Origin of the sequence: Burkholderia sp. WSM2230, assembly GCF_000472445.1 — a bacterium.
Lineage (GTDB): Bacteria > Pseudomonadota > Gammaproteobacteria > Burkholderiales > Burkholderiaceae > Paraburkholderia.
Map to the genome: position 1 here is coordinate 74,726 of NZ_AXAJ01000006.1, position 16,793 is coordinate 91,518.

13 protein-coding genes and 1 tRNA gene are annotated in these 16,793 nt (G+C 63.5%); 8 read left to right on the forward strand and 6 right to left on the reverse strand.

Annotation, left to right across the window (positions count from 1 at the left end):
- Positions 1-369 precede the first annotated feature (369 nt).
- The 3 genes from A3AC_RS0113845 to pgi all read left to right on the forward strand — a co-directional run bounded on the left by A3AC_RS0113845 (position 370) and on the right by pgi (position 5,480).
- Positions 370-1,665 carry an FAD-dependent oxidoreductase gene (locus A3AC_RS0113845; RefSeq protein ID WP_025599528.1) on the forward strand — a complete coding sequence of 432 codons (1,296 nt, stop codon included), beginning with the start codon at positions 370-372 and terminating at the stop codon, positions 1,663-1,665.
- Between the two features lie 219 nt (positions 1,666-1,884).
- Positions 1,885-3,471: an NAD(P)H-hydrate dehydratase gene (locus tag A3AC_RS0113850; protein WP_025599530.1), complete on the forward strand. Its 1,587-nt coding sequence runs from the start codon at positions 1,885-1,887 to the stop codon at positions 3,469-3,471.
- 386 nt (positions 3,472-3,857) lie between these two features.
- Positions 3,858-5,480: a glucose-6-phosphate isomerase gene (gene pgi / locus A3AC_RS0113855; protein ID WP_025599531.1), complete on the forward strand. Its 1,623-nt coding sequence runs from the start codon at positions 3,858-3,860 to the stop codon at positions 5,478-5,480.
- A 184-nt stretch (positions 5,481-5,664) separates the two neighbouring features.
- Here pgi and A3AC_RS0113860 read toward each other — a convergent pair whose 3' ends face one another.
- Entirely contained in the window at positions 5,665-6,558 is an 894-nt protein-coding gene (locus A3AC_RS0113860) for an AraC family transcriptional regulator (protein WP_035475169.1), read from the reverse strand.
- Between the two features lie 281 nt (positions 6,559-6,839).
- Here A3AC_RS0113860 and A3AC_RS0113865 point away from each other — a divergent pair, with 281 nt between their 5' ends.
- The 3 genes from A3AC_RS0113865 to A3AC_RS0113875 are packed head-to-tail and all read left to right on the forward strand — an operon-like array spanning position 6,840 to position 8,681.
- Positions 6,840-7,580: an SDR family oxidoreductase gene (locus A3AC_RS0113865; RefSeq protein ID WP_156924619.1), complete on the forward strand. Its 741-nt coding sequence runs from the start codon at positions 6,840-6,842 to the stop codon at positions 7,578-7,580.
- 41 nt (positions 7,581-7,621) lie between these two features.
- Positions 7,622-7,783, forward strand: a complete 162-nt coding sequence (locus tag A3AC_RS30995; RefSeq protein ID WP_232231939.1) for a hypothetical protein — start codon at positions 7,622-7,624, stop codon at positions 7,781-7,783.
- Positions 7,784-7,832: 49 nt separating this feature from the next.
- Positions 7,833-8,681 carry an SDR family oxidoreductase gene (locus A3AC_RS0113875; RefSeq protein WP_025599534.1) on the forward strand — a complete coding sequence of 283 codons (849 nt, stop codon included), beginning with the start codon at positions 7,833-7,835 and terminating at the stop codon, positions 8,679-8,681.
- 67 nt (positions 8,682-8,748) lie between these two features.
- On the opposite strand, the gene A3AC_RS0113880 is transcribed toward A3AC_RS0113875, so the two are convergent.
- The 3 genes from A3AC_RS0113880 to A3AC_RS0113890 form a co-directional block, all read right to left on the reverse strand.
- On the reverse strand, positions 8,749-10,551 hold the full coding sequence (locus A3AC_RS0113880; protein ID WP_025599536.1) for a hypothetical protein: 1,803 nt from the start codon (positions 10,549-10,551) through the stop codon (positions 8,749-8,751).
- Between the two features lie 303 nt (positions 10,552-10,854).
- The gene (locus A3AC_RS0113885) at positions 10,855-12,228 is read right to left on the reverse strand and encodes a DUF1214 domain-containing protein (RefSeq protein ID WP_025599537.1); all 1,374 of its coding nucleotides are present in this window, start codon (positions 12,226-12,228) and stop codon (positions 10,855-10,857) included.
- Between the two features lie 187 nt (positions 12,229-12,415).
- Positions 12,416-13,102, reverse strand: coding sequence for an ABC transporter ATP-binding protein (locus A3AC_RS0113890; RefSeq protein ID WP_025599538.1), 687 nt, complete (start codon positions 13,100-13,102; stop codon positions 12,416-12,418).
- On the opposite strand from A3AC_RS0113890, the gene A3AC_RS0113895 reads away from it, so the two are divergent.
- Positions 13,101-13,847 carry an arylesterase gene (locus tag A3AC_RS0113895; protein WP_035475138.1) on the forward strand — a complete coding sequence of 249 codons (747 nt, stop codon included), beginning with the start codon at positions 13,101-13,103 and terminating at the stop codon, positions 13,845-13,847. The two genes, A3AC_RS0113890 and A3AC_RS0113895, sit on opposite strands and share 2 nt — an antisense overlap.
- A 114-nt stretch (positions 13,848-13,961) precedes the next feature.
- Positions 13,962-14,303 carry a hypothetical protein gene (locus A3AC_RS0113900; protein WP_025599540.1) on the forward strand — a complete coding sequence of 114 codons (342 nt, stop codon included), beginning with the start codon at positions 13,962-13,964 and terminating at the stop codon, positions 14,301-14,303.
- Between the two features lie 228 nt (positions 14,304-14,531).
- On the opposite strand, the gene A3AC_RS0113905 is transcribed toward A3AC_RS0113900, so the two are convergent.
- Together A3AC_RS0113905 and A3AC_RS0113910 are read right to left on the reverse strand one after the other, a co-directional pair.
- Complete coding sequence (locus A3AC_RS0113905) at positions 14,532-16,472, reverse strand: SurA N-terminal domain-containing protein (RefSeq protein WP_025599541.1); 1,941 nt, start codon at positions 16,470-16,472, stop codon at positions 14,532-14,534.
- 82 nt (positions 16,473-16,554) lie between these two features.
- Positions 16,555-16,631: transfer RNA gene (locus tag A3AC_RS0113910), tRNA-Asp, on the reverse strand.
- Positions 16,632-16,793 lie beyond the last annotated feature (162 nt).

A 16,793-nucleotide genomic window follows, 5' to 3' on the forward strand; every position in this document is an offset into this window, starting at 1 on the left:
CGTTGCGTCGCTAATGATGCCGATGATTGATGCCGAAGAGCCGCGCGCGATGGCGAGGTGAGGCGGGAAGGAAGTCCGGGATTATACCCCGGGAACGGCCTTCCAGCCGCCTGCGCCGTGGCTTGCCAAGTGCCCGCGAGGCTGCGCGCACCGTGGCTCGCCGCGGAGCGCGCGTGACCGCGCGCGGTCGTTGACTGCTATCATTCGGCCTTTCATCAGATCGGTGCGAGCAAGGCGTGGCCTTGCTGCCGGCCTTATGTCGCGAGCCGCGCCCGGAAAGCGTTTTCCGGAAGTCGCGGCGGCGCGCGAGGGTCCGGCCGCGCCGCATGTCACGGCCAGGCGCCTTGCCCGGCAAATCGAATCAGAAGAATGGATGTCATCGTCATTGGCGGCGGGATTGCTGGCGTCGCCACCGCTTATCAGCTACGCGCGGCCGGCCACCGGGTGTGCGTCGTCGAACGCCATGCCACCGTTGCACAAGGCGCGACCTACGGACACGGCGGCACGGTCCTGCCGACGCCGCTCGACGTCTGGTTCGGCCCGACTTTCATGGCAAGCCGCCAGAACGCGAAAAACGGCGTGATCAGCAAGCCGGGTTTCAGCGGACCGGCGCGCCAGTTCGTCAAGAAGCTGGCCACACTCCAGGAACCCGATGATTTCAGCCGCCAGTATGGGCTGTTGCGGCCGTTGATCGAGTCCTCGCGTGAGGCAATGGCGGACATGGAAGCGCGCTTTGGCTACGAGTTCGAACAGGCGAGCGGCGTGCTCTACCTGGTGCGTTCCGGCGAGGAGTGGGAGCAGCTGCAACCGGCGCTTGGCCTGCTCGCGCGCCACGAGGTGCCGCATCATGTGCTCAGTCCCGCCGAATGCGCGGCTTACGAGCATTCCGTGCGCACCGAGCCCGAATTCGCGGGCGGCGTGCTGTTCGATCAAGAGCGAACCGCCAATTGCCCGCTCTTCGCCAAGCTGATCAAGCAGACGCTCGACAACCAGGGCGGCGTGCAGTTCATGCTCGGCTGCGAGGTTTCGGCGATTCGTCTGGACGGTCAGCGCGCGGCCGTGGAGCTTGCGGCGCGGCCAGGCGTGTCGGGCCGTTCGCGTGAAGTCGACGTGATTCATGCGGACGCCATTGTCGTCGCCGCCGGCCAGGGCAGTCTCGCGCTACTCGAGCACCTGGGCCTACGGCTGCCGCTGTATCCGCTGCGACTGCATACGCTCGTCGCGCCGATCGCGCACGAAGAATGCGCGCCGCACGTGGCGATTGTCGACGCGGTCAAGCGCATCACCATCAGCCGGATGAATCACCGGTTGCGCATTGCCGGCGGCGCGGTCCTGCTGGCCGCGAACCAGCTCGACAAGCCGCTCGGCGAGGCAGTGACCAAAGAAGCGCTCGCGCTCCTCGGCCAGGCGACGCACGACTGGATCCCGGGAGCCGCGCGCATCTCGGCGGCCTTGCCGTGGGAAGGCACCAAGCTGCTGTCGCCGGACGGCCTGCCGGTGATCGGCAACGCGCTGCATCCACGGCTTTTCGTCAATATCGGCCATGGACCCGCGGGCTGGGGGCTCGCGTGCGGAGCGGGCAAGCTGGTTGCCGATCTGGTCGGCGGTAAGTCGCCGGCTCTGCCCGAGGACACGATTGCCGCGTTGCGGGCGGAGCGGTTTTAGGGGCGCCTGCCGCGGTGTGGGCGGACTGGTTCTTAGCCAAGCTTGGTGTGTCGTCGGGGGACCGATTGCAGGCGCGCTTGCCGGCAAGTGGCTGTACGCGGACCGCATTCTCTTCCGCTTCGCCCCGCCTGCCATCAACACACACCACGCCCATCGGCACTACCATAGCGGTTCCAGAAGCTCACGCGCCCTCCACCAGGGCGCTCGCCCCGTCCCGCCATGACTGCTGCCGACCTCACGCCGCCGACGCTGATCTGCCCTGAAAACCGCGCGCTGCCGCTCCTGACGCTGACCGATCTGCGGATCGCAGAAGGGCAAGCCGCCGCGTCCCTTCCCGCACACACGCTGATGGACCGCGCCGGCAAGGCTGCCGCAAGCTTCCTGCTGAGCGAGATCGCGCGAGAAACGTCGACGGAAAGATCGCGGCAGCGCGTCTGGCTGAGCGCCGGCCCCGGCAACAACGGCGGCGACGCGCTGATTCTCGCAACCGAGCTGCACAAGGCCGGCATTGCAGTGGAAGTATGCATGCCCGTCGAAGTCAAACCGGACGACGCCCGCTGGGCGCTCGACACGGCGCGCGCGTGCGGCGTCGCGATTACCCAGGCGCCACCCGCTTCGCTCGACGGCTACACGTGGCTGGTGGACGGCATGTTCGGCATCGGCCTCACCCGTGCTCTCGAAGGAGTGTTCGCGGACATCGCGCGGCGGCTCTCGCAGCGCGCGAGGGCGCGCCCGCGTAGCGGCGGCGTGCTGGCGCTGGATGTCCCAAGCGGTCTCGACAGCGATACGGGCACGATTGTCGGCACCGGCGACGCAGTGGTGCGCGCGACCCACACGATCACTTTCATCGCCGCCAAGCCCGGCCTTTTCACCGCGCAGGGCCGCGATCTTGCGGGCGCGGTGACGGTCGCGCCGATCGGCGTCGATAGCACGGCGCGCGGCTCCGTCCGGCTGAACGCGCCGGAATTGTTCGCCACGTTCCTGCCGCCGCGCGATTTCGCGACGAACAAGGGCACGTTCGGCAGTCTCGCGGTGGTGGGCGGCGACACCGGCATGTGCGGCGCGCCGATTCTGGCCTCGCGCGCGGCGCTCTTTAGCGGCGCGGGCAAAGTCCACGTCGCGCTGCTCGGCGCGGGCGCCCCGCCCTATGACCCGCCGCACCCGGAACTGATGCTGCACGCCGTCGACGATCTGCCGCTCGACAAAATGGACGCGCTGGCGGTGGGCTGCGGCATGGGCCACGGCGAGCGCGCCGCGCGCGTGATGCACGACGTGCTGCAACTGGACGTGCCGAAGCTCTTCGACGCTGACGCGCTCAATCTGATCTCGAAAGATGCGACATTGGCCGCGGCCGTCACCGCGCGCGGTACCGCAGGCGATCCGTGCGTGCTCACGCCCCATCCGCTGGAAGCCGCTCGCCTGCTCGGCACCGACGCCGCGGGCGTGCAGCGCGATCGCCTCGGCGCGGCGCGCGCGCTCGCCGCGCGCTTTGCGGGCGTGGTGGTGCTGAAGGGCTCGGGCACCGTCGTCGCCGCCGCCGACGGCCGTCTGACGATCAACCCGACCGGCAATGCCGCGCTCGCGACGGGCGGCACCGGCGACGTGCTCGGCGGCATCATCGGCGCGCTGCTGGCGCAGCGGCTGCCGGGCTACGAAGCGGCGCTCGCCGGCGTCTACCTGCACGGACTCGCCGCCGACACGCTGAGCGCGCAAGGCCACGGCCCCGCCGGCCTGACGGCAGGCGAACTCGCGCCGATGGTGCGGACGTTGTTGAACCGCATGTTCTATCCGTCGGCGCAGGCGTGATGGCGCGATGGGACGTGTCGCGGCCTGGGTCGCCGCGAAGCGTCTTATACCGACTGGCTAAAGCCCTGCCGCCTGTCACGCAACGCCGCTATACTGAGGGACTGCATGACCCGCTGTGCAGACTCGCCGCGCCGGGTGGTCGCGCCCGCTGTTCGTGTCAGGCAGTTGCGCCGAATGATTGCGCCGCGCGTGGCATCGGGTCCCTCGCGAATCGTGCGAAATTGCGGCGAATCGCGAGGGAATCCGACGAAGCGCTTTATGCTGCGGCAGCGTCGGAAACTTCACCGCGAACGCGGCTGCACGGCCTTGCTCTAACAGCATCGTTGCATCATCCTCGGCGGCGCTTCGCGCGCGCCTTTCTTCGTGCCCTTGGTTAGACGGACGCTATGACCCAGAACTCGCTCACCTCCTGGTCCTTGCTGCAAACGCATTACGAACAGATTCGCGATGCGCATCTGCGTGACTGGTTTGCCCCCGGGAACGATCCCGCTCCGACCCGCGCTGAACGCTTTGCGTTCGCGGGCGGTGGTCTCGCGGCCGATTTCTCGAAGAACCGCATCACCGACGAAACCCTGAAACTGCTCGTGCAGCTCGCGCGCGAAGCCGGCGTCGAAAAGCGCCGCGACGCCATGTTCGCGGGCGAAGTCGTCAATCCCACCGAAGGCCGCGCGGCGCTGCATACCGCGCTGCGCGCGAGCAACCCGAACGCGCCGTTCCATGCGCAGGTGCAGGCGGAGCGCGCGAAGATGGCCGCTTTCGCCGAGCAGGTGCGCAGCGGCGCGTGGACCGGCTACACGGGCAAGCGCATTCGCCATGTGGTGAACATCGGCATTGGCGGCTCGGATCTCGGTCCGAAGATGGTGGTGCACGCGCTGCATCATCTCGCAACACCTGAGATCGCCACGCACTTCGTGTCGAATGTGGACGGCGCGGACCTCTACAACGTGATGCAGCAGATCGATCCTGAAGAGACGCTCGCCATCATCGTTTCAAAGACTTTTACGACGCTCGAGACCATGACCAACGCGCGCTCGCTGCGCGACTGGTTCATCGAAAAAGGCTGTCCGGAGAATGCGCTCGCGAAGCACTTCGTCGGCGTGTCGGCGAACCCTGCCGAAGTGGTCAAGTTCGGCATCGCGCAGGAGAACGTGTTCGAGATGTGGGACTGGGTGGGCGGCCGCTACTCGCTGTGGTCGGCCGTCGGTCTGTCGATCATGATCGCGATCGGACCGCAGCAGTTCGGCGAACTGCTCGCGGGCGCCAACGAAATGGACGAGCATTTCCGCAGCGCGCCGCTTGAAAAGAACCTGCCGGTGTTGCTCGGCATGATCGGCATCTGGTATCGCAACTTCTTCGGCTCGCAAAGCTATCTGGTTGCGCCGTACTCTGAAGCGCTGCATTTTCTGCCGTCTTATCTGCAACAACTCGAGATGGAGAGCAACGGCAAGTCCGCGCGCCTGGACGGCGCGATGGTCGACTATCCGACCTCGGCGGTAACGTGGGGCGAGCCGGGCACGAACGGGCAGCATGCGTTTTTCCAGATGCTCCATCAAGGCCCGACCATCGTGCCGATCGACTTCATCGCCGTGCTGACGCCCGAGCATCCGCTCATCAGCCATCATGCGAAGCTGCTAGCCAATTGCTTTGCGCAAAGCGAAGCGCTGATGCTTGGCCGCACGCTCGAAGAAGCGAAAAAGGTCGCCGGTCCGGACAAGCCGGAACTCGCGCCCCACCTCGTGTTTCCGGGCAACCGTCCGACCACCACCCTGATCCTCGAAGCGCTCACCGCGCGTTCGCTCGGCGCGTTGATCGCGTTGTACGAACACAAGGTGCTCGTACAGGCGTCGGTATGGAACATCAATCCGTTCGATCAATGGGGCGTCGAACTCGGCAAGATTCTGGGCAAGGTCGTGGAAGCGGATCTTACGGCGACGAGCGTCGACGAAAAGAAACACGATTCGTCGACGTCGGCGTTGATCGCGCGGGCGCGTGCGGCTTTGAAGCGCTGACGGCATGCGCCGGTTTCTGATGACCGGCGTGTGGCATGCGCGGTGTGTGGTGTGATGTAGAGAGCGGGCACGTAGCGGCCCGCTTTTTTTTTCGCGGACGCGTTTGTCGTCCAAAACGGAATTCGTTGAACTAGCGGCTGCTTGCGGGGAAAGGTGCTTCTGGATGTGGCCGCCTCGCAGGCGCCTACGTACCGAAGCGGACCGCCGGCGAGAGCGTAAATGATTCGCGCATGTCGCGTACTTCCTCGACCGGCGTGCGGCCAAACAGGCGCTTGAACTCCCGGCTGAACTGGGACGCGCTTTCGTAGCCGACGCGTCCGGCTGCCGCCGCCGCGGTCACGCCGTCGCGGATCATCATGAGGCGTGCCTGGTGAAGGCGGGTGGACTTGATGTACTGGATCGGCGATGTCTGCGTCACCGTGCGAAAGTTGGCGTGAAACGCCGGCACGCTCATGCCGGCTTCCTCGGCAAGACGCGCGACGTTGAGCGGCGTCGCATAGTCGGTGTGAATCCGCTTGAGCGCCCGCGCCACGCGCCCGAACCGGCCATGATGCGCCAGTGCGGCACGCATCGCTCCGCCCTGCTCGCCTGTGAGTACCCGATAGCAGATTTCTCGCACGATACCTGGTCCCAGTACCTGCGCATCGAGCGGCACTGTCAATGCTTCGAGCAACCGTATCGTGGCGCCGGCCAGATCTTCTCCCAGCCGCGTGGAAACGATGCCGGTAGGCGGCGCTTCGGGATGATGCCCGGCGCCGCCGATCTGCATCATCAGGTCGCTCAGTTCGATCAGATCCAGACGGATGGACACCGCGAGCATGGGCTCCTCTGGCGAGGCCTGCGTTTCCGTCGAGAACGGCAGCGGGACGGACAGCACGAGGTAGTGCTGCGCGTCGTAGACGTAGACCTCATTGCCGAGGAAGCCGAGCTTGCGCCCCTGGCAAACAATCACGATGCTCGGCTCGTACAGCACCGGCGTGCGCCCGAGCGGGCGATCCGAACGCATCAGCCGCACGCTGTCGAGCGCCGACTGGGTGTAACCCTCGTTGGGCGCCAGTCTTTCCAGCAGGCGGACCATCTGGACGGAAGCGGGATTGCGGATGTTCAACACCGCTTTCTCCTGTTGTCGCAATAGACGCCATTGTAGTCACTCCCGTCGCGCGCGCCGCCGCCCTCAATAGGAATAGGCAATAACGGCATCGGTCCGTGTATTCGCCTCCAGACAAGTGTTCCCTACCATTCATTCACCGGCCTACGAACCGTTATCGCTTTGTTGCAGGCCGCAACCGGTGCGGCGTGTTCCCGGAGCAATCGCGGACAGGCGCCGCCAGATCCGAACCAACAATAGGAGTATGCAAGATGGCAATCCCATCCACCGAATCGAAGGTCATCCTGATCACCGGCGCCAGCAGCGGCATTGGCGAGGGCACCGCGCGCTTGCTCGCCGCGCAAGGCCACCGCCTCGTGATTGGCGCACGCCGCACCGACAGGCTCGTCGAGCTCACGGAATCGCTGAAGGAAGCAGGCGGCATCGTCCGCTATCGCGAACTCGACGTCACTTCGGCCGATGACGTCGCGGCATTTGCACGCTTTGCGCTCGATGCCTTCGGTCGCATCGACGTGCTCATCAATAACGCAGGCGTGATGCCGCTTTCGCCGCTGAACGCACTTAAGGTCAGCGAGTGGAACAGGATGATCGACGTGAACATCCGTGGCGTACTGCACGGCATCGCTGCCGTCCTGCCGACGATGGAGCAGCAAGGCAACGGGCAGATCATCAATATCTCGTCGATCGGCGGCCTGTCGGTGTCGCCGACTGCCGCCGTCTACTGCGCCACCAAGTTTGCAGTGCGCGCCATTTCCGACGGGCTGCGCCAGGAGACGGACAAGATCCGCGTGACGGTTGTCTGCCCTGGCGTCGTGGAGTCGGAACTGGCCGACTCGATTTCCGACGACACCGCACGCTCGGCCATGCAGGCATTCCGCCGCATCGCCATCACGCCCGATGCCATCGCCCGCGCCATCGCCTACGCCGTGGAGCAGCCGGCCGATGTCGACGTCAGCGAGATCGTCGTCCGGCCCACAGCCAGTCCGTTCTGAACGCCTCGCATGTATCCCGCAAGCCGATCAAGGAGCTCATCATGACCTCGCGCCATGCAGAAACCGGCGCCTTCGCAGGCAAGGTTGCCATGATTACCGGCGCGGCCAGCGGAGGTGATCGCATTCCTCGCATCGGAAAAGGCCGTTTCATCGTCGGTGCCGTCGTGATGGCCGACGGGGGCATGAGCGTCGCGCTGCCCTGAAGACGTTGCCCCATCCAACGCCACCCTGCACCATTCAAGGATCCTCATCATGAAAGCAGCATCCCGTACCTGGTTTATCACCGGCGCATCGAAAGGCGTCGGCCAGAAACTCGTCAAGCATCTGCTTGAGCAAGGCCACCGTGTGGCCGCAACGTCACGTACCGCAGCATCGCTGACGAAGCTGTTCGGTCGCGCATCCGACGACTTTCTTCCGCTCGAAGTGGACCTGACCAACGACCAGAGCGTCCAGCAGGCAATCGAAAAAGCCGTGCGGACGTTTGGCGCCCTTGACGTGGTCGTGAACAACGCTGGCTACGCGCAGCAAGGCACCGTCGAAGCACTGTCCAACGACGAGTTGCGCCAGAACTTCGAAGTGAACTTCTTTGCGCCGATGCTTGTGCTGCGCCACGCGCTGCCGCATCTGCGCGGCCAGCGCAGCGGGCACATCATCAATATTGCGTCCATCGTTGGCTATCAGGGCGGATATGCGGGCTGGGGCAGCTACGTCGCGAGCAAGTTCGCGCTGGCGGGCTTGACCGAGTCGCTGGCCGCGGAAGTCGCCGAACTTGGCATTCGCGCCACGGTGGTCTATCCCGGTCCAGTCCGCACCGACTTCCTGTCGAGCGGCGCGCTGGCAGTGGCAAAGCGGCAGATCGACGACTACTCGGAGGCCAAGGCTTCGCTGGACTTGCATCTGAACACCCTGCATGGCCACCAGGCTGGCGACCCCGACAAGCTCGCACTCCTGATCATTCAGGCTGCGAGCGTTGAAGCAGCGCCGCTGCATCTGTTCGCAGGCAAAATCGCCAACCAGCTCGCGGCAGCGAAGGCGAGCGCTGTCGCCAAGGATCTCGACGCCTGGAGGGGAGCGTCCGAAGCCACCGATTTCGCAGATTGATTGTCTGAAACTGGCCGCTTCTGGCGCAATCTCCGATTAGCCACCGCGCTGAAGAGAGAATGCGATCTCAACCGCCCCCTCCCCCGTCCGCATCAGCGGAGCGCGCGGGATGCACCGCAAGCATGTGGCTCGAAAAGCCTTCGTCCTGCTCGAGCCGCCAGGTTGCCCACAGGCGTTTCGTCGATTCGTCTAGTTCGATCGCGAGCCAGTTCCGGCGCGGCGCAAGATTGCTGCCCGCGCCGGGCAGTTCCATCATCTGCAGCCGATGCTCGGTGTCGATCACCTCGCCGGCTTTCGCTTTGTGCTCCATGTACGACAGAAAGAAGAAATCCGCGATGCCGGACGGCGCCGGATGAACGACTGCGGAACTCGTGAGCTGGTTCAGCCGCCGTGCGTTGTTCGTGGTTGCATCATTCGCTTCGATCACGCCCCACGCGGCGACGTGTACGTCGCCGGACACCATCGTGACCCGACGCTTGCGCGGGCCGTCCGCGAACGCGATCAGGTTTCGCACCAGGCGCTTGCGCTGGCCTTCATGGTCGTCGTTGGACCATTGATCGTGGACATCGTCGGACAAGCCTTTGGTGACGCTTTCGCGCAATATGTTGAAGTTCAGAACCGCTTCGGCGAGACGGATTTTCGGATGCGCAACCGGCACGCTGCTGACGAACAGCAGGTGCTCCACCGTATCGGGTAGCGCGGTGAGCCATTGCGTCATCGCATCCCACATGGCATCACCGATCACCTGCAGTTGCGACCGTTCGGTGCGCAGATCCGGCACGAGGACCGCGAGCGATCCGAACACGCTCCCATGTGAAAAACCGGGCTGCTGAGCCAGGAACGACGGAGCGTACGGGTCGTTCTTCTCCACCTCGTTCCAGTCGATCGGATCGAAGCGCGGAAGTCGCGTGGGACGGTCGGGAAGAGTCATCGGCGGCAGCAGTTCGTCGGGCATCTGCAACTGATATACCCAGAAGTTCCGGCGCGCCGCCATGAACAGGGCGCGAAACACGGCGCTTGCCTGCAGTTCCGGACTGTACGAACCCCAGCCGTCGAAAATATCGTGGTCGTCCCACATGACGAGCGATGGAATCGTCGCGAATGCGCAGGCGGCGTCGAGTGTGCCGTCATATGCGTTCGGCGGCCACTGCGCCTTGCCGCGCGCATAACGCCATCGGTTGATGTACAGCTCGAAGTAATAGCGTTCGATATCGTCGGCGAGTTTCGCGTCCACCGTAAAGCCCGGCTGGTCCGCGACCGGCAGACTACTCCAGTTCTTGAGCGGTTCGATGTCGTCCCAGATGGAATCCATGTAGATCTGGTCACCGCCCATCAGCATCGCGTGAAAGCGCAGCGGGATGCCGTTGTCGGACAATGCGGAATTGACCCACGCTTGATGCTCGTCCCAGTCGCGCTCGTGTGCCTTGAGCAGAGCGCCGTCGTGATTCGTAATCAGGTCGGACCAGACGTTCTGCGCGTGGTGTTGCAGATCCTTGATAGCGTTCGCCGACGAAAACCCGTTGCACGACACATAGCTGAAACGCGGCGCCTGGTCGACTGCGGGAACAGCGAAGCGCCACGTTGCGGTGCCACCGAACGAATACGCGACGACCTGCTCTTTCGCTAGTCGCTTGACCGCAATCGCGTAGCGCAGCACCTGCACGTCGTTAGTTTTTCGCAGAGTGCGCGGCGCAGTGGGATCGGCCTTGCCATTGACGGTGAGTTCCGGTGGCGCCGCGTCCGCGCGGATCACGATCAGCGCTGTGACGCGCCACACTGCCGGCGCATCGGCCGTGGACGCTCGCAGCCCGAGCACCGGGCCCATCAGCAGAACGTCCTGCGCAACTGGCGTTTCTTTTGCGGTGACCATTCTTCACCTCGTCGCAGTCCCGCCGACGGTTGAACTCCTGACCGGGCCGGTCAGAGGGCGAGATAAACGCGCGCTCAAGCGGCGCGGTTAGCCGGTGAAGATTAGTGCAGCGCGCGGCAATGCACGCATCAGGACGAACCCTGACGGTCCCCCATTCCGATTGGCCTCACTGACCGCTTCCGGAATGGAAGCGACAAGGCCGTATAAGACATCAATACCCTCCGCTATCTGGGAGATCAAAGGCGACCGCCCGCCGCCGTGTTGTGTAGTTGGCGGCCGATAAAGCAGGAGGATCGCCGTTCTTTAGCGAGCACGCTCTAACGCAGGAGGAAAATATGTTCCATTAGCTACCCCATCAACTGGCCCGTAGTAACGGAACGTCAAGCGATACTTCGAACCGCGCGGCGTCGGAAGCCAGTTGCCTTCAGGCGCATTCAACGGCTTCACCGCTGCGAAGTAAAGCGTCAGAGAGCCATCGTCACCATACGTGAGCCCGGACGCTTCGTTGAGAAGGTACTTGTTCAAAGGATTCGGCAGCACACGGAAGCGGGTACTGTCCACTGCGATCACAGACCAGAAATAGTTGGCAAAGCGCGAGGGTAACGCCTCTTTTGGAAATGTCAGCGTATAGACATTGTCGCCGTTGAGTTCCTGCCCGGTAGAATCTTTCGCCCCACGGTAATAGAGCACTTCCGGTTTGATGTTCGCCCATATGCCGCGGTAGTTGACAAGGGTGCGAGTCACGTAGTCGATCCCATATTCGCCGACCACGCCGGGTCGAGCCCAGCCGTTCTGTACCGTACCATGTCCGATGATCTCGCCCGCCTTCGCGATGTCTGCAAGTGCCTTCGTCCGGATCACGTGATCGATGCGTTTTCGCTGTGATGGCGTTTGAGCTGCAGATGCCACGCGGCGAACCAGACTCCCCATGCTTTCCAGTCCTGGATTCCGGTCTGGGTCGCTGTCGAGTGCCGCCGCAGCCGAGTCGAATGCCTCGACCCCGGGGAAGTTCTCCAGCCCAAAGATAAGTGTCTTCGGTACCGGGGGGAGCGCCGGCGACCCTGTTGTCGTTAAACGGAACTGGTGTTGTAGCGCGACAGCGCCTTCGACGTCACTTCCCAAGGCAACCCGGGTAAGCATGCGCGAGTATTTGACCGGAAGGTCTATCCGGGGCACGCCTGCGGGCGTGGATACGGGGGACCCTCTTACGCACAATGCGAAATCGCCGTACGGCTTCTTCGGATAGAGGCGTTCATTGATATTGGCCAGAGTTTCTCCCCAGCCACTTAGCAATTGAACGGTGAAATACCTGCCCTTGATTTGCGGGACGGTCACAATCGTGCAACTGCTGTCGTCCACGGCAATCCACGCCTCCGAGTACGCGACATCAAGATTGGGGTTGGGCCAGTCCACCGCTCCGGGCTTGCGATGGACCAGTTGGTTCCATTGGAAACCATCCTGGAAGTCTAGCTGCTCCTGGCGCGTGACAAGCAAACGACCTAACAGGTAGATGTAGGCAGTGCTGATGTCCGAGTCGGAGAGTTGCGCCGCTGCATTGTTCGTCGCGACGGTTGCTGTTTGCGTAAGGTGCGCATTGCTGGCCGACGGTTCTATCGCGGCTGCGAAGTGCGAAACCCAGATCATCGAACCGACGAGCACGGCAAAAAGCTTTTTCATAACGCCTCCGCGTGGAGAAACACTTTTAGAATTCGTCGGAACACAGCCGTTGGCCACTGGCGCAACGCGGGCTCCACTCACGTTCCAGCAAATCTCAGCGGCCGGCGCTGTCGCTAGCATGCGTCTCACGCCGCGCCGCCCGCCAGGCACTACCATCGGCAGCCTGTCATCCGAACCCTTGCAGCGTTCAGGCCAGACGCCCCGCTTCGATCGTCACCGTAGTATCGCAGCGGCGCGCCAGTTCGACGTCGTGCGTGACCAGAATCAGCGTCGCGCCGTTCGCGCGGTTCATCTCGAACATCAGGTCGATCACCGCGTGGCCGGTCGCGGCGTCGAGACTGCCGGTGGGTTCGTCGGCGAAGAGTATTGCCGGGTGCGTGACGAATGCGCGCGCCAGTGCGACGCGTTGTTGCTCGCCGCCCGACAGCAGCTTCGGATAATGACCCGTGCGCTGCCCGAGGCCGACCTGCTCCAGCAGCCGGCGCGCGCGCAGCGCGGCTTCCCGTGTGCCGATGCCGCCTTGCAGTTCCAGCGGCAAGGTGACGTTTTCAAGCGCCGTCAAATGCGGCATCAACTGAAACGACTGGAACACGAAGCCGACCGAACCGCTTCGCAAGGCCGCGCGCTCGTCTTCGTTCAAAGTGGTGAGCTCGCGGCCCAGCAACCGAACCGAGCCGGAGCTCGCGCTGTCCAACCCCGCGAGCAGGCCGAGCAGCGTAGACTTGCCCGATCCGGACGCGCCGACTATCGCGACACTGCTGCCGGCTTCGATAGCCAGGTTGATATTGTCGAGAATGGTCAGTTCGCCCGTTGCATCCTTAACCTTCTTGCACAAACCCCGCACTTCAATGACTGGATCAGTTTTGTTTAGCATGGTGAAGCGTAGGTTGAAAGTGCGCGCCATCGAGCATCGCGCCAAGGCATTCATTCGGGCAACGAACCGGGCGGCCTCAGTGGCGATCGGCTCGGCGCGCTCGGTGACATTTGCCGCGGCGCTCGTTGCGGTGAGCTTCGCCGCCACCGCCGCCCACGCCGCCAATGCGCCGGAACCGTCAAAGCCGGTAATCGTCGTATTGGGCGACAGCATCTCCGCCGAGTACGGCTTGCCGCGCGACACGGGCTGGGTTGCGTTACTGCGCCAGCGCCTTGCCGACGAGCGAATCGATTATAGCGTTGCCAATGCCAGCATCAGCGGCGACACGACGAGCGGTGGACGAGCCCGCTTGCCCGCGCTCCTGCAACGCCTGAAGCCAAGTATCCTGATTGTCGAACTGGGCGCGAACGACGCGTTGCGCGGCGTGCCGCTCTCCACGACCGAAGACAACCTGCGCACGATCATCGAACAGGCGCAGCAAGGCCACGCCAAGGTCGTGCTGGTCGGCATGTATGTGCCGCCTAACTACGGCCCGGACTACACGCAAAAGTTCCATGGCATCTATGGCCAGCTCGCGAAGCAACTGCGCGTGCCGCTCGTGCCGTTTCTGCTCGCCGGTATCGCCGACAAGCCCGATATGTTCCAGGCCGATCAGATTCATCCGACGCAGCAGGCACAGGCAGTGCTACTCAACAACGTGTGGCCTGCTGTGAAGCCACTCCTTCGTGCAAGTTCGCCGCGCTGAAAACGGCTAACAACTTGTTTCCGAAACATCGGGAACACGGATCGGCGAGCTTCGTCTGACGCTTTCGCAATCCCGTGTAACCGGCTCATTTTGAGCGACTTCTGAGGAGATAACGTGAAATACCTACCGTTAATCGCTTTGACCGTGGCAATTTCTGCCTGCGCCGCTCAACCGCCGGCTGGCGTCCAATCCGTAGGACAGAGCCAGCAACCGCCGAAGGCCGTGGCGTCCTGCATCGCGCAAAAATGGGCAGATGGCTCGCAACAGCAGGTCGTGTCGCAAGACACGCTCGCTAACGATCAGGCCGTCGACGTGTATGTGCCCGGCCAGCAGCCGCCGAACGGCGCGGCCGCCGTGGTGCGTCCTGCGTACTCGGGCAAGGGCTCGTGGGTTGGCTTCCGGGCCAGTGGCGCGGCCGGCAGCGACGCCACCAGCGCGATCAGTTCATGCCTGTAATCGCGAGGCGCTGATCGATAACCATCGTTCGATGAGCGTCCGGTCTGAAGGATGACAATCCTCCAGACTGAAAAGCCCCGCATTTGCGGGGCTTTTTCATGCATGCGCGTTTTGCGCGCTTAGCCATTCTCGCGGCCGGACGAACGGCTTTAACAGCCAAGTGCGGGGCCAACTGAGCAGCCAACCGAGCAGCCAACTGAGCAGCCAACCGAGCAGCCGCCGCGAAGCTTATTCGCTGCTTTCCTGCGCATTGCCGCCGCTCTCGAGCGAGCCGTACAGCTTGACCTTCGAACGGGCGCGCAGCGCATCGATATAGGCCTGCGTTTCCGACTGCGATTCCACTTGCGCGATCTGCTGCTGGGCCGCTGCGAGACGCTGCGGATCCACCGGTCCGCCTGCCACCACCGCGTTGACCCGATAGATCGCGTAGCCAGCGTCGCCAAGATCCACGCCCACATAGGCGGGCAACTTTTGCGCATCGGCCTTGTAGATCGCGCTCAGCGCGGCGGGCGGCACGCCCTGCGCGTCGTTACGCGAAACCTTGAGCGGCGACGAAAAACCCGTGGTCGCCTTCGACTTCTCGAACTCCGCGAGCTTCGCAATGCCGTCCTTGTGCGCGGCTTCGTTCGACTGCGCGGCGATCACCTTCTGGCGCACGGTATCTTTGATGGCGTCGAGCGCCGGCACGGCCGCAGGCTTGTAGTCGGTGACGCGCGCGGCGATCAGCGTGTTGCCGCCTACATCGATGGCCTGTGTGTTGTTGCGTGCGGTGACCGAGTCGTTCGCGAACACGGCGGCGAGAAACTTCGCGTTGTTCAGCGGGCTGTCGGGCGGCAGCTTCGGGTCGGGCTGCGGCGTGACCGTGGCCGTCTGCAACTGCAGCTTGTACTTGTCCGCGGCGGGCTGCAGGCTCTTCGCCTTCTCATAGACGATGGACGTGAAGCCTTCCGAGTCGTCGCTGAATGCCTTGCTCGCCAGTTGCGTCTTCAGGTCGCGCGCGATCTGGTCTTTCACTTCGTCGAACGGCCTCGTGACCGCCGGCTTCACGTCAGTCACCTTGACGATGTGATAGCCGAAGTCCGTTTGCACGATGCCGCTCACTTCGTCTTTCTTGAGCGCGAACACCGCGTCGTCGAATGCCTGGCCGCCTGCGATCATGCCGCGCCCGAAGTAGCCGAGATCGCCGCCCTTCGACGCCGAGCCTGGATCCTGCGAGTTCTGTTGCGCGATCTGAGCAAATTGATCAGGATGCGCCTTGATCTGTGCGAGCAACTCTTCAGCCTTCTGCTTCGCCTTGGCCTTGTCGGCCGCGCTCGCGTCTTTCGGCGCGGCGATCAGGATGTGGCTCGCGCGGACCTGGCCTTCGGTCCGGTAGTGCGCGATGTTGTCGTCGTAGTATTTTTTCAGGTCGGCCTCGCCCGGCTGCGCGGACGCGGCGAGCGTGGCCGGCGACATCACCAGATACTGGATCGTGGCCGTGGCCGGGGTCGCGAAGTCGTTGCGATGCGCGTCGTAATACGCCTGCAACTGCGCGTCGGTAGGCTGGACCTTCGCGGCATAGTCGCGCGGATGGAAGGCGATGCCTTGCACTTCACGCTGCTGCTCGGCAAGTTCGGTCAGATGCTGGGCGAGCGTTTTCGACGTGAATGCGCTGCCCTGAATGCTGGCCGGCAACTCCTGCGTGGCGATGCTATAGCGCACGCGCTCGTCATACTGGTCGGGCGTCATGCCCTGCATGGCGAGCAATTGCTTGTAACGGTCGACGTCGATCGAGCCGTCCGGCTTTTTCAGCGACGAGATGACCGGATCATTGAGCAGCACGCGGCGCACGGCGTCGTCGGAAGCGGTCAGGTGCAGGCGCTGCGTTTCATCGGCCATCACGCGCTGTTCGATCAGGCCGTCGAGCATCTGGCTGCGGCGCTCGGGCGTATCGAACGCCTTGATGTCGAACTGTGCGCCGAGCATCTGACGGGCGCGGTCGAGCTGCTGACGCATCGCGTTGTCGTACTCTGCCCGCGTGATCTTGTGACCGTTGACGCTGGCGACGTTCGCGCTCTCGTCAAAGAAGCCGCGAAAGCCCTGAATTCCCACGAATCCCAGCCCCGGCACAATGACGAGGATGAGCATGAACATCATCAGGCGTTTGTGATTGCGGAAAAAATCGAGCATGCGTAAGTGCCAAAAACAGAACGCCCGATCTTACAACAGCGGGCAATAAAAAAGGCGAACCGGAGTTCGCCTTTCGAGATACTGGCGGAGTGGACGGGACTCGAACCCGCGACCCCCGGCGTGACAGGCCGGTATTCTAACCGACTGAACTACCACTCCTTGTATTACTTGCTTGAAGCTGCTTGCTCTACTGCCTGCTGAGCTGCTTTTTTTACTGCTGCTTTTTTTACTGCTGCTTTTTTACTGCTGCTTTTTTACTGCACACCGCGGCTGCTACAAAACACACGGCGAATAGCAATTGTAGCTGATACGGCTGCGGGT

Coding starts and splice junctions, on each gene's coding strand:
- A3AC_RS0113845 (WP_025599528.1), top strand. CDS start 370: ATGGATGTCATCGTCATTGGCGGCGGGATTGCTGGCGTCGCCACCGCT.
- A3AC_RS0113850 (WP_025599530.1), top strand. CDS start 1,885: ATGACTGCTGCCGACCTCACGCCGCCGACGCTGATCTGCCCTGAAAAC.
- pgi (WP_025599531.1), top strand. CDS start 3,858: ATGACCCAGAACTCGCTCACCTCCTGGTCCTTGCTGCAAACGCATTAC.
- A3AC_RS0113860 (WP_035475169.1), bottom strand. CDS start 6,558: ATGGTCCGCCTGCTGGAAAGACTGGCGCCCAACGAGGGTTACACCCAG.
- A3AC_RS0113865 (WP_156924619.1), top strand. CDS start 6,840: ATGGCAATCCCATCCACCGAATCGAAGGTCATCCTGATCACCGGCGCC.
- A3AC_RS30995 (WP_232231939.1), top strand. CDS start 7,622: ATGACCTCGCGCCATGCAGAAACCGGCGCCTTCGCAGGCAAGGTTGCC.
- A3AC_RS0113875 (WP_025599534.1), top strand. CDS start 7,833: ATGAAAGCAGCATCCCGTACCTGGTTTATCACCGGCGCATCGAAAGGC.
- A3AC_RS0113880 (WP_025599536.1), bottom strand. CDS start 10,551: ATGGTCACCGCAAAAGAAACGCCAGTTGCGCAGGACGTTCTGCTGATG.
- A3AC_RS0113885 (WP_025599537.1), bottom strand. CDS start 12,228: ATGAAAAAGCTTTTTGCCGTGCTCGTCGGTTCGATGATCTGGGTTTCG.
- A3AC_RS0113895 (WP_035475138.1), top strand. CDS start 13,101: ATGGTGAAGCGTAGGTTGAAAGTGCGCGCCATCGAGCATCGCGCCAAG.
- A3AC_RS0113890 (WP_025599538.1), bottom strand. CDS start 13,102: ATGCTAAACAAAACTGATCCAGTCATTGAAGTGCGGGGTTTGTGCAAG.
- A3AC_RS0113905 (WP_025599541.1), bottom strand. CDS start 16,472: ATGCTCGATTTTTTCCGCAATCACAAACGCCTGATGATGTTCATGCTC.